Below are 12780 nucleotides of genomic sequence, written 5' to 3'. Positions count from 1 at the left end.
CTGATGCGGCTCAACGGCGTCCACATCGAGGACACCTTCGCCGAGGCCTTCCCCATGCTCGGCACGCGGCTGGTGATCACCGCCGACACGCCGGCCTGGGTGCAGGCGGCGGTGGTCAGCATGACGGGCTTTGCCACCTCGGTGATCGCCTGCGGCTGCGAGGCGGCGATGGAGCGTCCGCTTCCGCCCGAGGAGACGCCGGACTCGCGGCCCGGCGCAGCGGTTCTGTTGTTTGCCATGTCGAAGGCGGAGCTGGCGAAGCAGGTGGCGCGCCGCGTCGGGCAATGCGTCATGACCTGCCCTGGGACGGCCTGCTACGCGGGGCTGCGGGAGGGTTCTGCGATTCCGCTCGGCAACGCGCTGCGCTATTTCGGCGACGGCTGGCAGATCGCCAAGCGGGTCGGGTCCCGCCGTTATTGGCGCATCCCGGTCATGGACGGCGAATTCCTGTGCGAGGCGGCCACCGCGGCGGTCGACGGCGTCGGCGGCGGCAACTTCATCATCCTGGCGGCCGACCGCCGCGCCGGGCTGGCGGCGGCGCAGGCCGCGGTCCTGGCGATCCGCGAGCTGCCGGGGGCGATCCTGCCCTTTCCCGGCGGGGTGGTCCGCTCTGGCTCCAAGATCGGCGGCAAGTACAAGGGCATGATCGCCTCCACCAACACCGCTTTCTGCCCGACCCTGCGGGCGGCGGTGCCGGTTTCGCTGGTGCCGGAGGGAGTGGAATCCATCCTCGAACTGGTCATCGACGGGGTCAGCGAGGCGGCGGTCGCCGCCGCCATGCGCGCGGGCATCGCCGCCGTGGCGGACCTCGGCGCCGCGGGTGGGGTGGTGTCGGTCACCGCCGGCAATTACGGCGGCAAGCTCGGCCGCTACCAGTTCCGGCTGCATGAGGTGATGGCATGAGCGGCATCGTCCTCACCATTCGAGACCCTGCCGGTCCGCCCATCGACATGACCGGCGTCCTGCCCGAACGGCTGATTGAGGGCGGGCGGGAGGCGCTGGCCCGGCTGATGCTGGTCCGTGGACGGGGGCGTTACCGGTTGGACGCGCTGTTCACGCTGGAGGACGGCGGCCCTCCCGTTACCCTGATCCTGCGCCCCGGCGGCGCGGTGCTCGACGGGGTGGGGACCGGCATGAGCACTGGAGAGATTCGGGTCGAGGGGGAGTGCGGCGCCTACGCCGGCAGCGCCATGCGCGGCGGCACGCTGACCGTCGCGGGGAACTGCGGCGCCTTCGCCGCCGCCGAAATGTCCGGCGGGCACTTGAGCGTCGCGGGCGATGCCGGCGATTTCCTGGGGGCGCCGCTGGCCGGCGGCACGCGCGGCATGAGCGGCGGCTCCGTCGTCGTTGCGGGCAACGCCGGGGACCGCGTCGGCGAGCGGATACGGCGGGGGCTGATCGCTGTCCACGGCCGGGTGGGGAGCCTGTGCGGCGCCCGGATGATCGCCGGGACCATCGTCGTCGGCGCGGGCTGTGGTCCCGATCCGGGGCAGGCCATGCGGCGCGGCTCCATCCTGCTGCCCCAAGCGCCGGATGCCGTTCCGTCCGGCTTCGTCGACGGCGGCATGAACGACTGGCTGTTTTTGGACCTGATGCGGAAGGAGCTGATTGATGGCGGGGCTTGGCCCAGTGGATTTCCAACCGCCGGAACCCGCGCCCGGCGCCTTATCGGCGACCGGTCGGCCGGGGGGATCGGAGAGGTGCTTATTCTTGCGGAGGCATAACGGGCGCGCTCCGGTGAGCCGGGCCTCCGCCCTTCTGACCATCGCCGCGGCGCTCCTGCTCGGGTCTCCGGCGTGGGGCGCCGATCCGCTGGTGGTCCGCATCGGCTATTTGACCCGCGCGGAGGAGCCGCGGATCCCCCAGACTTTCCTCGAACCGGTGTCGGAGGACGAGGGCGTCCAGGGCGCCCGCCTGGCCATCGTCGACAACAACACGACCGGGCGGTTTCTCAACCAGCGCTTCGATCTGGTCGAGGTGACGGTGCCGGAGGACGGACGCGTCGAGGACGCCGTGCGCGACCTCGCCGGGCAGGGCGTGCGCCTGCTCGTCGCCGACCTGAAGGAGGACGCCCTGCTCGCCGCGGCGGCGGCGCCCGAGGCGGCCGACATGCTGATCTTCAACACCCGCGCCCCGGACGACGACCTGCGCAACGAGCGCTGCCGCGCCAACCTGCTGCACGTCACTCCCAGCCGGCGGATGCAGGCCGACGCGCTGGCCCAGTACCTCGCCTCGCGGAAATGGATGAACTGGCTGCTGGTGGTCGGGCGGACGCCGCAGGACGCCGCCTACGCCGACGCGATCCGCGCCGCCGCCAAACGCTACCGCGCCAAAATCATCGAGGAAAAGCGCTGGACCTTTGAGGACGCGAACCGCCGCGTCGACACCGGGCATGTCACCGTCCAGTCGGAAATCCTCACCTTCACCCAGGGCACCGAGCATGACGTGCTGGTCGTCGCCGACGAGGCGGACGGGTTCGGCGAGTATCTGCTCTACCAGACGTGGCTGCCCCGCCCGGTCGTCGGCACCCATGGGCTCGTCCCGACCGCGTGGTCGCGCGTGCATGAGCAGTGGGGGGCGACGCAGATCCACAGCCGCTTCGAACGGCAGGCCGGGCGCTGGATGCGCCCGCGCGACTACACCGCCTGGATGGCCATCCGCGCGGTGGGCGAGGCGGCGACCCGCACCAAGGCCGCCGACCCCGCGGCGCTCGCCGCCTTCGTGCGCGGCCCGGACTTCACCCTGCCGGCCTTCAAGGGGCAGGGGCTGACCTTCCGCGACTGGGACGGGCAGCTTCGGCAGCCGGTGCTGCTGGCCGGGCCGCGGGTGCTCGTCTCTGTGTCGCCGCAGCCGGGCTACCTGCACCAGTTCTCGGAACTCGACACGCTCGGCGACGATCGCCCGGAAAGCCGGTGCCGCAACCGCTGAGAAAAGCCCCGGCAGGGGGCAACCATGGGAGGGAACGTGATGTCGTTAACCGGAGGAGCCGCCCGGATCGGCGCTTTAGCGCTGCTGGGCTTCGCCGTCGCCCAGCCCGCGCAGGCGGACACGATCTTCGTGTCGAACGAGAAGAGCAACACCGTCTCGGTGGTGGACGGTGGCAAGCTGCAGGTGGTCGCCACGATCAAGGTCGGCCGCCGGCCGCGCGGCATCACCTTCAACGAGGACATGACGCAAATCTTCGTCTGTGTCGGCGACGACAACCGGATCGACGTCATCGACGTGGCGACCCAGAAGGTCGTCGACCGGCTGCCGTCCGGCCCCGATCCGGAGCTGTTCGTTCTGGACCCGCAGGGGCACCGGCTCTACGTCGCCAATGAGGACGACAACATGGTCTCGGTGGTGGACATCGCCAGCAAGAAGATCATCGGCGAGATCCAGGTGGGGGTGGAGCCGGAGGGCATGGGCGTCAGCCCGGACGGCAAGATTCTGGTGAACACGTCCGAAACGACGAACATGGCCCATTTCATCGACACGGAGTCGCACAAGATCATCGACAACGTGCTGGTCGATGCGCGCCCGCGCGTCGCCCAGTTCACCGGGGACGGGCGGTTCGTCTGGGTGTCGTCGGAGGTCGGCGGGACGGTCAGCGTCATCGACGCGGCCTCGCGCAAGCTCGTCCACAAGATCAGCTTCGCGGTCCAGGGCGTGCCGCGCGAATCCATCCAGCCGGTCGGCATCCAGCTGACCAGCGACGGGCAGCGGGCCTTCGTCGCCCTCGGCCCGGCCAACCGGGTCGCCGAGATCGACGCCAAGACCTACGAGGTGAAGCGCTATCACCTCGTCGGCCAGCGGGTGTGGAATCTGGCGCTGTCGCCGGACGAGAAGCGCCTCTACACGACGAATGGCGTCAGCAACGACATGTCGGTGATGGACCTGGAGCGCGGCCGGGTGGTGAAGTCGATCTCGGTCGGCGGCGCGCCCTGGGGCGTGATCGTCAAGCCGTGATGGGGGCTTTCCTTATCCCCTCTCCCCTCTGGGGAGAGGGTTAGGGTGAGGGGGTTGCGCTTTTGCCGGACATACCGCCATGGACATCCCCCTCACCGGCCCTGCGGGCCGCCCTCTCCCCGGAGGGGAGAGGGTTTGGACAGCGGCAGTGATGGGCGATGGAGACGACATGGATTGCTTCGAAACGGCGCCTTCCGACCCGCAAGCCCGTTCCGCCGCCGCCGCGGCGCCTCCGGTCCTGGCGGTCGAGGGGCTGAGCCACAGCTTCGGGGCGCGGGCGGCGCTGGACGGCGTGTCGTTCGGCGTCCCCGCGGGGCGGTTCACCGTGCTGCTGGGGCTCAACGGCGCCGGGAAGACGACGCTCTTCTCCCTGATCACGCGGCTCTACAACACCCGCCGGGGGAGCATCCGGGTCTTCGGCTTCGACATGCATCGGCACCCGGCCCAGGCGCTGGCGCGCATCGGCGTGGTGTTCCAGCAGCCGACGCTCGACCCGGACCTGACCGTCATCCAGAACCTGCGCTACCACGGCGGGCTTCACGGCCTCGCGCCCGCCGACATCAAGGTGCGGGCGGGGGAGGAACTGGCCCGCATCGGCTTGTCCGAGCGCGCGGACGAGCGGGTGCGCACCCTGTCCGGCGGGCAGCGGCGACGGGTGGAGATCGCCCGCGCGCTGCTGCATCGCCCGAGCCTGCTGCTGCTGGACGAGCCGACCGTCGGGCTCGACATCGAGCTGCGCCGGCAAGTCCTCGACCATGTGCACGATCTCTGCCGGGAGCGCGGGCTGGCCGTGCTCTGGGCAACCCACCTGATCGACGAGGCGCGCGACGGCGACGGCGTCGTGGTGCTGCACCGCGGGCGCGTGCTGGCCACCGGGCTGGTGGAGGCGGTGCGCGCTACCACCGGCGCCGCGACCCTGGGCGACGCCTTCGCCCGGCTGACGGCGAAGGGGGTCCGGGAATGAACGCGACGCTCCACTGGCGTTGCCTGCGCGCGGTCATCGTCCGCGAGGGGTTGCGCTTCGTGCACCAGCGCGAGCGGTTCTTAGCCGCCCTGGTGCGGCCGCTGGTCTGGCTGGCCATCTTCGCAGTAGGGTTCCGCGCGGTGCTCGGCCTGTCGATCATCCCGCCCTACGAGACCTACATCCTCTACGAGGATTACGTGACGCCGGGGCTGGTGGCGATGATCCAGCTGTTCAACGGAATGCAGAGTTCGCTGTCCATGGTCTATGACCGGGAGATGGGCAGCATGAAGACCCTGCTGGTCAGCCCGCTGCCGCGCTGGTACCTGCTGGTCTGCAAGTTGCTGGCCGGCGTTCTGGTGTCCATCGCCCAGGTCTATGTCTTCCTCGCCATCGCCTGGTTCTGGGGCGTCCAGCCACCGGAACTCGGCTATCTCGCCGTTCTGCCGGCGCTGGTGCTGAGCGGGCTGATGCTGGGCGCGCTCGGTCTTCTGCTGTCCTCCTTCATCCGGCAGCTGGAGAATTTCGCGGGCGTGATGAACTTCGTCATTTTCCCGATGTTCTTCGCCTCCTCCGCGCTCTACCCGCTGTGGCGCATCCGCGAGGGCAGCCCGACGCTCGCCTGGATCGCCGGGATCAACCCCTTCACGCAGGCGGTCGAACTGATCCGCTTCGCTCTGTACCTGCAATTCAACGGCACGGCGTTCCTGGCCGTCACCGCGTGCCTCGCGCTGTTCCTGGGGGGAGCGATCCTCGCCTACGATCCCGGCCGGGGCTTTTGGGCCCGCCGCGGCGGGCCGGCGGAACAGGGGTGACACGACGGGCGGAACCGCGCCGGGCGACCTGCGGTTGATGGCACAGACGACCGTCCGGTCATCCCGCCGGGCGGGCTCGGGTGGAGGAAACGTCATGACGGGAAAATCCGACAAGCCTCAGGACCAGCCGCGCGGCGAGAAGAGCGTTCTCGGCAGCGAGCAGGAATTCAAAAAGGACGAACCGCAGGACGCCGGCCGGGACGAGCGGGCAAAGGAGGACATCGGCCGCATGGGCGAAGCGTCCCGCCAGAACCGCAGCACGAAGGACGCGGGTTAGCAGCGCCCGATCTTTCCCAGATTCGTCCAACATCATGCCGGAGGACAGGTCCATGAAACATCTGCACATCCTGGCCGGTGCGTCTCTGCTGGCGCTCGCGTCGGCCGCGGCGGCGGTTCCGGCGTCGGCCCAAACCACGGGCGGCGCGATGCCTCAAGGCTCGGGAAGCCAAAGCTCCAGCCCATCGACCGGCGCTCTGCCGGACAACTCCCTGGCCGGGCAGCGGCAGGGCACCGTCGGCGGCGGGGTCACTCAAGGCGGTGGGCAAAGCGGCACGTCCGGCTCCACGACGCCCGATTCTTCGGCGTCCGGTGCGTCGGGCGGTTCCACGAGCGGCACCGGCGCTCTGCCGGACAACTCCCTGGCCGGACAGCGGCAGGGCACCATCGGCGGCGGCTCGGTGACGCAGGGTGGCAACGCCACCTCCCAACCGCCGAAGCAGGGGTCCGGGCAGTAGCGGGTCGCGGGTTCAACCGTTGAGTGGCTGTCTCGGGACGGCGTCGCGGACCGCGGCCAGCGCGGCCGGGTCCAACACGCCGCCCCGGTCGGCACCGGCGCACAGCGCGGTGCGGAAACCGAGATAATCGGGCGCGAGCGGCAGCAGCGGCGGAATGTCGTCCAGGCGCAGTGAACCGGCGAGTCCGGTCAGGAGGCCATGATCGCGCGCCTGTGCCAGGAAGCGCGCCAACTCGTCTTTGGTCTTGTGCCGCAGCAACCCACCGGAGCCTTTTCCCGCAGTGTCGAGCATGGCTCCGGCAAAGCCGGCTTTCGCGATGTCGGGAAGCAGAGTGCCGGGATCGCTCCAAAGATCGGCGAACAGAACGGCGACGATGCGGGTGCTCCGCCGGACCTCCGGCGCCAATGCCTCGACGCAGCCCACCGGATCGCCGGATGGAAACAGGCCGATCTTCACATAATCGACGCCGCAGTCCCAGGTTTCGGCCACGCGGCTCACCACGGCCGCCGGTTCCATCGGCAGGTCGCCCACGGTTGCGCTCAGCGGCGCGCGGACAGGCCATCGGCGGGCTGTGTCCACAGCGTGGGCGATGGCGTCCAGCGGCCATGCCCCGAGTGCACCAGCCTTGGGGTCTTTCAAATCGAGGATGTCCGCACCCCCCTGTGCGGCGAGCGTCAGTTCCTCCAGGGACGCGACGCTGGCGAGCAGCCGGGTCATGGTGCCTTCTCTCCGCCAGCCCGGTGTTCGGCGATGCGGTCGAGCAGCCAGCCCCACGCCTCCAGCTCCACGGGACCGGCGGTCTTGCCGATGGCGATGGACAGATAGTCGATTTCGCGGTCGATCTTCTCGGAGGGCAGGAGATGCAGGCGGCTGACCAGAATCGCCCCCTCCACCACGGCGGCCTGCGCCCGGTTGAAGCCACGGAAGGGGCGGTGGGTGACGAGATGCACCGGGCGGCAGTCCAGGCGCGGGCGCACGCCATCGTCTTCCACCGCGGCCACGTCCAGTTCCTCATGCGCCAGCGCTCCGGCGAGCACCGCGCCGCGGATGCGCTCCGCCGGGACGGTCGGCCAGTCGCGCCGCCGCCCGGTGACGCAGCCGGCGAACACCCGGACGTCGTCGGTGAAGTTCACCACCGCGCAGCGCGTGGCGAGCAGGTTGTCGAGCGTCCGCGACGGGCGGAAGGGGGCCAGAACATAGCCGGTCCCGGTCACTGTGGCGCCCATGGGGGCCACGTGGACGTTGCCCGCCGCGTCGCAGCTGGTGATGATGGTTTCGCGGATGAAGGTCACGTCTCGCCCCCTCCGGTGCCGTCCGGCGCGTCCACCGCCACGCCCCAGCGCAGTTCGTTGTCCTGGCTGTAGCGCTTGCCGAGCTGCCAGGCAATCTGCGCGCGCGCCAGTTCCGCCCCGAGATAGAAGGCGTGCCCCATGTCGGTGCGGGGATCGATGTGCGGGAGCAGGGCGAAGGGATCGCCGGCCACATGGTGCCCATCGCGGTTGTAGAGATGGAGCCCCTGTTCGGTCACCTCGATCCGGTAATTCGGGTCGCGAATGCGGGCGGCGAGGTCGGTCACTTGTTCCGGCGTGCTGGTGAAGGGTTTGCGGTCGCGCAGGCAGAGCAGGGCGTCGCCGAAATTGCGGGGCAGGGCGCCGGCCTCCGCGGCGGCGAAGAACTGGCGCCGCGCCGCGTCGAACTCGCGGATGGTCCGGCGGCAATGGGAGCTGACCTGAACCGTCAGGATGTGGTCGATGCGCAGTTCGGAGACGATCCCCATCAGCAGCGCGGTCATTCCCGGCGTGTCGGCGTCGGTCAGTTCGGTGACGTTGCCGACCCCCATCAGGATTTCCAGGTCGGGATGACGCGCCCGCACCTCGCGGTAGCGCAGCAGGGAGTCGGTGAAGCCGTGATGGATCGGCTCCAGGACCGGGTCGGCGATGCAGCGGCGTCCCGCGCCGCGGACCGCGTCCAGCGCGCGATAGAGCGACGGGAGATCGCTCGGCGTGGTGGGGATGACGACGGGCACCGCGTCGGTCTCGCGGGCGACCCAGGCGGTCTCCTCGGTCAGGCTGAGCAGGTAGGAGGCGCCCGCCGCGGCGCCGCGCAGCAGCTCCTTGGGGTCGAGGGAATCGACGCTGACCGTGTGGCCGGCCTCGCGCAGCGCCGTCACCGCCTCCTCCAGATGGGGAAAGGGATGGTCGGGCAGCCCGCCGAGGTCGATCACATCGGCGCCGTCCGCCGCGAAGCGGGTGGCGCGCTCCAGGATCGCCGGCACGTCGAGCAGCGGCGCCTCGACGATCTCGGCGAAGATTTTTGTATGGTAGCGGCTGAGATCGAGCGGGGCGGCCTGACGCCGGAAATGCTGGGGCAGGTCCTCCAGCTCGTCGGGACCGCGCTCGAAGGGCACGCCGAAATGGGCGGTCAGCCGGTCGAGGTCGCCGCGGAACCGGCCCGGCAGCAGGACAAGGTCGGCGCCCTCGGTCGAGGCGAGGCGGCGCAGCACGATCTCCGTCGTCGCCAGCGCCGCGACCTTGATGCCGAGATTGACCACGGTGGTCTGGAACTCCAGCGGCTCCAGCGCGGCGAGCACACGGCGCAGGCGCGGTTCGGCCAGCGCGCCGGTCAGGAACAGGACATGCTTGGGACGCTCAGCCATCGGCGTCCTGTTGATCGGCGTCCTGTTGATCGGCGGGCAGGGCAAGGTGGGTACCGCACGGGTTGCCCTGGTCAAGCGCCTTGGCGAAGCGCCGGTGCTCGTCCCGCGACACGCACCAGACGGCCCCGCCGTAGCGCGCCATGCGGTCCGGCAAGGCCGGATCGACGATGCCCTCCGTTACGAGCTGCGTCACGGAGGCGACGGCGTCCGGCAACGGAGCGGACTTGACGAGGACCGCGCAGGTGGCGCCGAGCGCACCGGCCAGCCAGACCGCCAGACTGTCGGACGTGACGTCCCAGCTCTCCGCCACGTCGGCATTCTCCGCCAGGGGAAGCGGCATCCAGACGGTCGGGTTCGGCCGGCCGCGCAGATCGGCGAGGCTGCGGGCGGGGGTCAGCCGCGGCTCCAGGTCGGCGAGGGCGGTTCCGTACTGCTCCATGGCGAGCAGGGCCATGCGGTGCGCGGCGCGGTCGCTGAAGCCGAGCGTCGGCTGGGCGTCGCGGACGGCGTCGGCGAAGGGACCGCCGCCGGGGACGATCACGACCCGCAGGCGCCGCGCCGCGGCCAGGATCTCCAGCCAGCGCCGCAATTCCGGGGCGCGCCACAGGCTGCCGCCCAGCTTCACGACCCACAAGGACGCGCTGCTCATGATGCCGTTCGCGCTCCCTCGGGGCGGGAACGCTCGATGACGATGCCGACGCCGCCGGATTCCGGGACGACGTCCAGCTTCTCCACCTGCACCCGTGCGCGGGTCACATCCGGGTTGGAGAAGCACAGCGCGAGAATCCGGTCGCCCAGCGTCTCGACGAGGTTCACGTGGGCGCCGTCGCGCAGGGCGCGGATGCCGTCGATCAGGAAATCGTAGGACAGCACCTCGTCCAGGCTGTCGGTCATCGGCCGGTCGGGCCAGGGCAGCGTCAGCGAGACGTTGATCCGGACGCGCTGCGTGCGCTCCTTCTCCTGGTCCCAGACGCCGATCCGGAACTGGTCCACATAATCGCGCAGCGTGATGTCGTAGTACCGGACGCGGCTCGCCGCCGGGCGGTACGGCACATAGGAGAGCAAAGCGTCGTCGGCCAAGCGATCCTCCTCCCCGTGTCGGACGAAGGTTGGCTCCCCCGCCTCGGATGTCGTCAGGGTTCGTCACCGGTCGGACGGCGGTGCGGCCAGCAGGCGGTGACGCAGCAGCCATTCGACGCCGCGCCGCCACGACCGCTCGTTGTCGCCGCGGATATCCGCGTTCGCGACGGCGATGACCTCGCCGTCTCCACCGCCATCTCCGGTGCGGCGCATTATAATCTGCATGTTGAGGATCAGCGTGCTGATCTTATGGATGAAACCCGTCACCACGATGTCCGCGCCGGCGCGGCGCCCGAGGTCGCGTTCGCAGCCGTTGCACCGGTAGAGCGACGCCGGCACCTCCGCGGCGACGGCGCTGTCGTGAACGCCGGTCACCGTGTAACCGCCGTCCTTCAGCCCGTCGCGCAGCAGCGCCGTCACCCGCTCCAGCCGTCCGGCATGGTCCGGATCGGAGGGTTCCCGGCTGGTGTCCACCAGCTCCAGATCGAAGACCAGAACCTTGGCCGGCGCCTGTGCCGCCGCCGGAACCGCGCCGCTCAGCAGCAGCAGGAACAGGAGCGCCGTCGCGGTAAATTCCGTCGGCCTCATCCGAATGCGTGGATGGGCAAGGGCGCCCGATGTCCGGCAGAATCCCATCATGCGTCACCGCTCCGCTGTCCTTGCCGTCGCGTTGCTCATCCTGACATCCGTCCCGGCGGGGGCGGCCGGGAGCGACCCGGATTGGCCTTGCGTTCAGATCCTCGTGCCGACCCTGTCGTCCGGCCAGATCTGGCCCGGCGATCCCATCGAGGGGAAGGAAGGCGACTGGCGCGACATTCCCGGCACCGAACCGGTCCTGAAGCAGCTTCTCGACCGCCGGCTCGATCCCGAGCAGGAGCAGGCGGCGATCGACCGCTTCGCCGACCAGCTGGAGGCCAACAGCGCGGCGGCGGACCGCAACGCCGCCCTCACCGCCCTGTTCGCCGGAGCCTTCGACGCGCTCAACCAGGAGCGCGGCCAAGCCATTTCGGCCATCAAGCGCTACGCCCACCAGCAGCGCGTCCTGCTCGACAGCATCGACGCGGCGTTGACCCGTCTCCAGACGCTTCCCGCCGACGCCCCCGAGGCGACGGCGTTGCGTGAGGAGATCGCGTGGCGGCGGCGCATCCTCGACGAGCGGCGGCGCAACCAGACGGCGCTGTGCGAGCAGCCGGTCCAGTTCGAACAGAAGGCCGGCCGCATTGCCCGGGACATCGCCGCCCGCCTGGATTAAGGCGAGCGGTTTCGATCAGTTCGACGCGCCGCCGGCGAAGGGTTCGACGGTCTCCAGCCCGTATCCCGCCTCCTGCCAGCGCATGGCGCCGTCGGAATACCAATAGACGTTGCCGTATCCCCACTCCACCGCGCGCTTCGCGGCGTTCCAGGACATCCAGCAATCCGGCTCGCAGAAGAAGACCAGTCGGGCGGCCCGATCCCCGTGACTCACGGTCTCCAGACCGGCGCGGAAATAGCGCTCCTGCTCGCCCGACAGGCTGCCGTAACCGACGTTGGGCAGCCAGACCGCGCCCGGCAGGCTGCGGCGGGGGGGCGGAACCCACACGGCCGGCGCCGGACGGTCGGCCGGGCGCGGCGGAGCCGGCATCACATCGACCAGCCGCGTGTCGGGGAAATGCTCGATCAGCCGCCGCAGCTCCGCCAGGGTCACGGTGGAAGCACCGGACAGGCCGGCGGGGGTCGGGGCGCGGTACTGGTCCATCCGATAGCCCGGCGGCTCGATGGCGGCGGCGGTCTTCAACGCGCCGTCGGGGCCGATGAGCGGGACGTGGTAGCGCAGCAGGATGCGGTCGATGTCGTCCTGGCGACGCTTGATGAAGTCGTTGAGCCAGTGTTTCCACTCCGGTTCGTCGGAGCGGATGCCCATGGAAATGTTGAATTGCAGCCGGGCGACCGCCGGTTCCTTGACCAGCGGCACGACGGTCAGCGGCTCCGTCTGCTGGGCGGCGAAGTAGCCGGCGATCGGTCCCCAGATCACCGCGGCGTCGGTCCGGCCGGCGGCCACATCCTCGATGGCGTCGCGGGCCGGGTTGTTGGCGCGCGTGTCGGTGTTGAGCTGGTAGGGCTCCGTCCGGGTGATGCCATAGAGGCGCAGCAGGTTGACCGCGGGCGTCCTCTCGACGACGCCGATGCGGGCGTCCTTCAGCGACGGATCTCCCACGCTTTCCGCCTTGATGCCCGACTTGGTGCGGTATACGAGGGAATAGACGGTCCGGTAGTAGGGGTTGGTGTTCTGCATCAGCTCTTCGCCGGACGCCGTTCCCATCACGAGGTCGCACTGCCGCGCGCGCAGCGTGTTGCGGACGAAGCCGATGGTCTGCGGCCACCAGTAATAGGTCACCGGTTTCTTCAGATCCTCGCCGATGAGCCGGGCGATCTCGTTTTCGAAGCCCTCCATTTTTTCGTTGGAGTAGGGCAGGAGGTTGCCGTCGGCGCAGACGCGCACGGTCTCGCGCTCCGTCACCTCGACGGCACGGGCCGGCAGGGTGACGGACAGCAGAGCCGCGGCGATGGTGACGACGGTGAGCACAGAAGGAAATGCCATGAAGGGTC

At 70.0% G+C, this 12780-nt stretch carries 16 protein-coding genes; 9 read left to right on the top strand and 7 right to left on the bottom strand.

Annotation, left to right across the window (positions count from 1 at the left end):
• Positions 1–3: 3 nt before the first annotated feature.
• From fhcD to ABAZ39_RS24885, 8 genes are all read left to right on the top strand, one after another.
• Positions 4–903 carry a formylmethanofuran--tetrahydromethanopterin N-formyltransferase gene (gene fhcD, locus ABAZ39_RS24920; RefSeq protein WP_040136635.1) on the top strand — a complete coding sequence of 300 codons (900 nt, stop codon included), beginning with the start codon at positions 4–6 and terminating at the stop codon, positions 901–903.
• On the top strand, positions 900–1724 hold the full coding sequence (locus tag ABAZ39_RS24915) for a formylmethanofuran dehydrogenase subunit C (protein ID WP_040136633.1): 825 nt from the start codon (positions 900–902) through the stop codon (positions 1722–1724). The genes fhcD and ABAZ39_RS24915 overlap by 4 nt, the downstream gene beginning before the upstream one ends.
• A 13-nt stretch (positions 1725–1737) precedes the next feature.
• On the top strand, positions 1738–2928 hold the full coding sequence (pedA1, locus tag ABAZ39_RS24910; protein WP_040136631.1) for a lanthanide ABC transporter ABC transporter substrate-binding protein PedA1: 1191 nt from the start codon (positions 1738–1740) through the stop codon (positions 2926–2928).
• A 39-nt stretch (positions 2929–2967) separates the two neighbouring features.
• Positions 2968–3948, top strand: coding sequence for a PQQ-dependent catabolism-associated beta-propeller protein (locus ABAZ39_RS24905; protein ID WP_040136629.1), 981 nt, complete (start codon positions 2968–2970; stop codon positions 3946–3948).
• A 169-nt stretch (positions 3949–4117) separates the two neighbouring features.
• Positions 4118–4912, top strand: coding sequence for a lanthanide ABC transporter ATP-binding protein PedB/LutE (gene pedB, locus ABAZ39_RS24900; protein ID WP_200885644.1), 795 nt, complete (start codon positions 4118–4120; stop codon positions 4910–4912).
• Complete coding sequence (pedC, locus tag ABAZ39_RS24895; protein WP_040136627.1) at positions 4909–5724, top strand: lanthanide ABC transporter permease protein PedC; 816 nt, start codon at positions 4909–4911, stop codon at positions 5722–5724. Before pedB ends, pedC begins: the two co-directional genes overlap by 4 nt.
• 94 nt (positions 5725–5818) lie before the next feature.
• Positions 5819–6001: a hypothetical protein gene (locus tag ABAZ39_RS24890; RefSeq protein WP_014242235.1), complete on the top strand. Its 183-nt coding sequence runs from the start codon at positions 5819–5821 to the stop codon at positions 5999–6001.
• A 52-nt stretch (positions 6002–6053) separates the two neighbouring features.
• Positions 6054–6458, top strand: coding sequence for a hypothetical protein (locus ABAZ39_RS24885; RefSeq protein ID WP_014242236.1), 405 nt, complete (start codon positions 6054–6056; stop codon positions 6456–6458).
• 12 nt (positions 6459–6470) lie between these two features.
• Here the strand turns inward: ABAZ39_RS24885 and ABAZ39_RS24880 are convergent, their stop codons facing one another.
• From ABAZ39_RS24880 to ABAZ39_RS24855, 6 genes are all read right to left on the bottom strand, one after another.
• On the bottom strand, positions 6471–7175 hold the full coding sequence (locus ABAZ39_RS24880) for a (5-formylfuran-3-yl)methyl phosphate synthase (protein WP_040136624.1): 705 nt from the start codon (positions 7173–7175) through the stop codon (positions 6471–6473).
• Complete coding sequence (locus ABAZ39_RS24875; RefSeq protein WP_040136622.1) at positions 7172–7750, bottom strand: DUF447 domain-containing protein; 579 nt, start codon at positions 7748–7750, stop codon at positions 7172–7174. Before ABAZ39_RS24875 ends, ABAZ39_RS24880 begins: the two co-directional genes overlap by 4 nt.
• Positions 7747–9114 (bottom strand): DUF6513 domain-containing protein, encoded by a 1368-nt coding sequence (locus tag ABAZ39_RS24870; RefSeq protein WP_040136620.1) that lies wholly within the window; start codon positions 9112–9114, stop codon positions 7747–7749. Before ABAZ39_RS24870 ends, ABAZ39_RS24875 begins: the two co-directional genes overlap by 4 nt.
• Positions 9107–9763 (bottom strand): amino acid kinase family protein, encoded by a 657-nt coding sequence (locus ABAZ39_RS24865; RefSeq protein WP_063922717.1) that lies wholly within the window; start codon positions 9761–9763, stop codon positions 9107–9109. Before ABAZ39_RS24865 ends, ABAZ39_RS24870 begins: the two co-directional genes overlap by 8 nt.
• Complete coding sequence (locus ABAZ39_RS24860) at positions 9760–10194, bottom strand: dihydroneopterin aldolase (RefSeq protein WP_040136619.1); 435 nt, start codon at positions 10192–10194, stop codon at positions 9760–9762. Before ABAZ39_RS24860 ends, ABAZ39_RS24865 begins: the two co-directional genes overlap by 4 nt.
• 63 nt (positions 10195–10257) lie before the next feature.
• On the bottom strand, positions 10258–10782 hold the full coding sequence (locus ABAZ39_RS24855; RefSeq protein ID WP_040136617.1) for a DUF3280 domain-containing protein: 525 nt from the start codon (positions 10780–10782) through the stop codon (positions 10258–10260).
• 49 nt (positions 10783–10831) lie between these two features.
• Between ABAZ39_RS24855 and ABAZ39_RS24850 the strand changes: the two genes are divergently transcribed.
• Positions 10832–11446 carry a hypothetical protein gene (locus ABAZ39_RS24850; RefSeq protein ID WP_040136615.1) on the top strand — a complete coding sequence of 205 codons (615 nt, stop codon included), beginning with the start codon at positions 10832–10834 and terminating at the stop codon, positions 11444–11446.
• A gap of 15 nt (positions 11447–11461) precedes the next feature.
• Here ABAZ39_RS24850 and ABAZ39_RS24845 read toward each other — a convergent pair whose 3' ends face one another.
• Entirely contained in the window at positions 11462–12772 is a 1311-nt protein-coding gene (locus ABAZ39_RS24845; RefSeq protein WP_040136613.1) for a quinoprotein dehydrogenase-associated putative ABC transporter substrate-binding protein, read from the bottom strand.
• Positions 12773–12780 lie beyond the last annotated feature (8 nt).

It is taken from the genome of Azospirillum argentinense (assembly GCF_000632475.1).
Classification (GTDB): Bacteria; Pseudomonadota; Alphaproteobacteria; order Azospirillales; family Azospirillaceae; genus Azospirillum; species Azospirillum baldaniorum.
The sequence above is the reverse complement of the archived record's forward strand: the minus strand, read 5'-3'. Positions and strand labels throughout refer to the sequence as shown.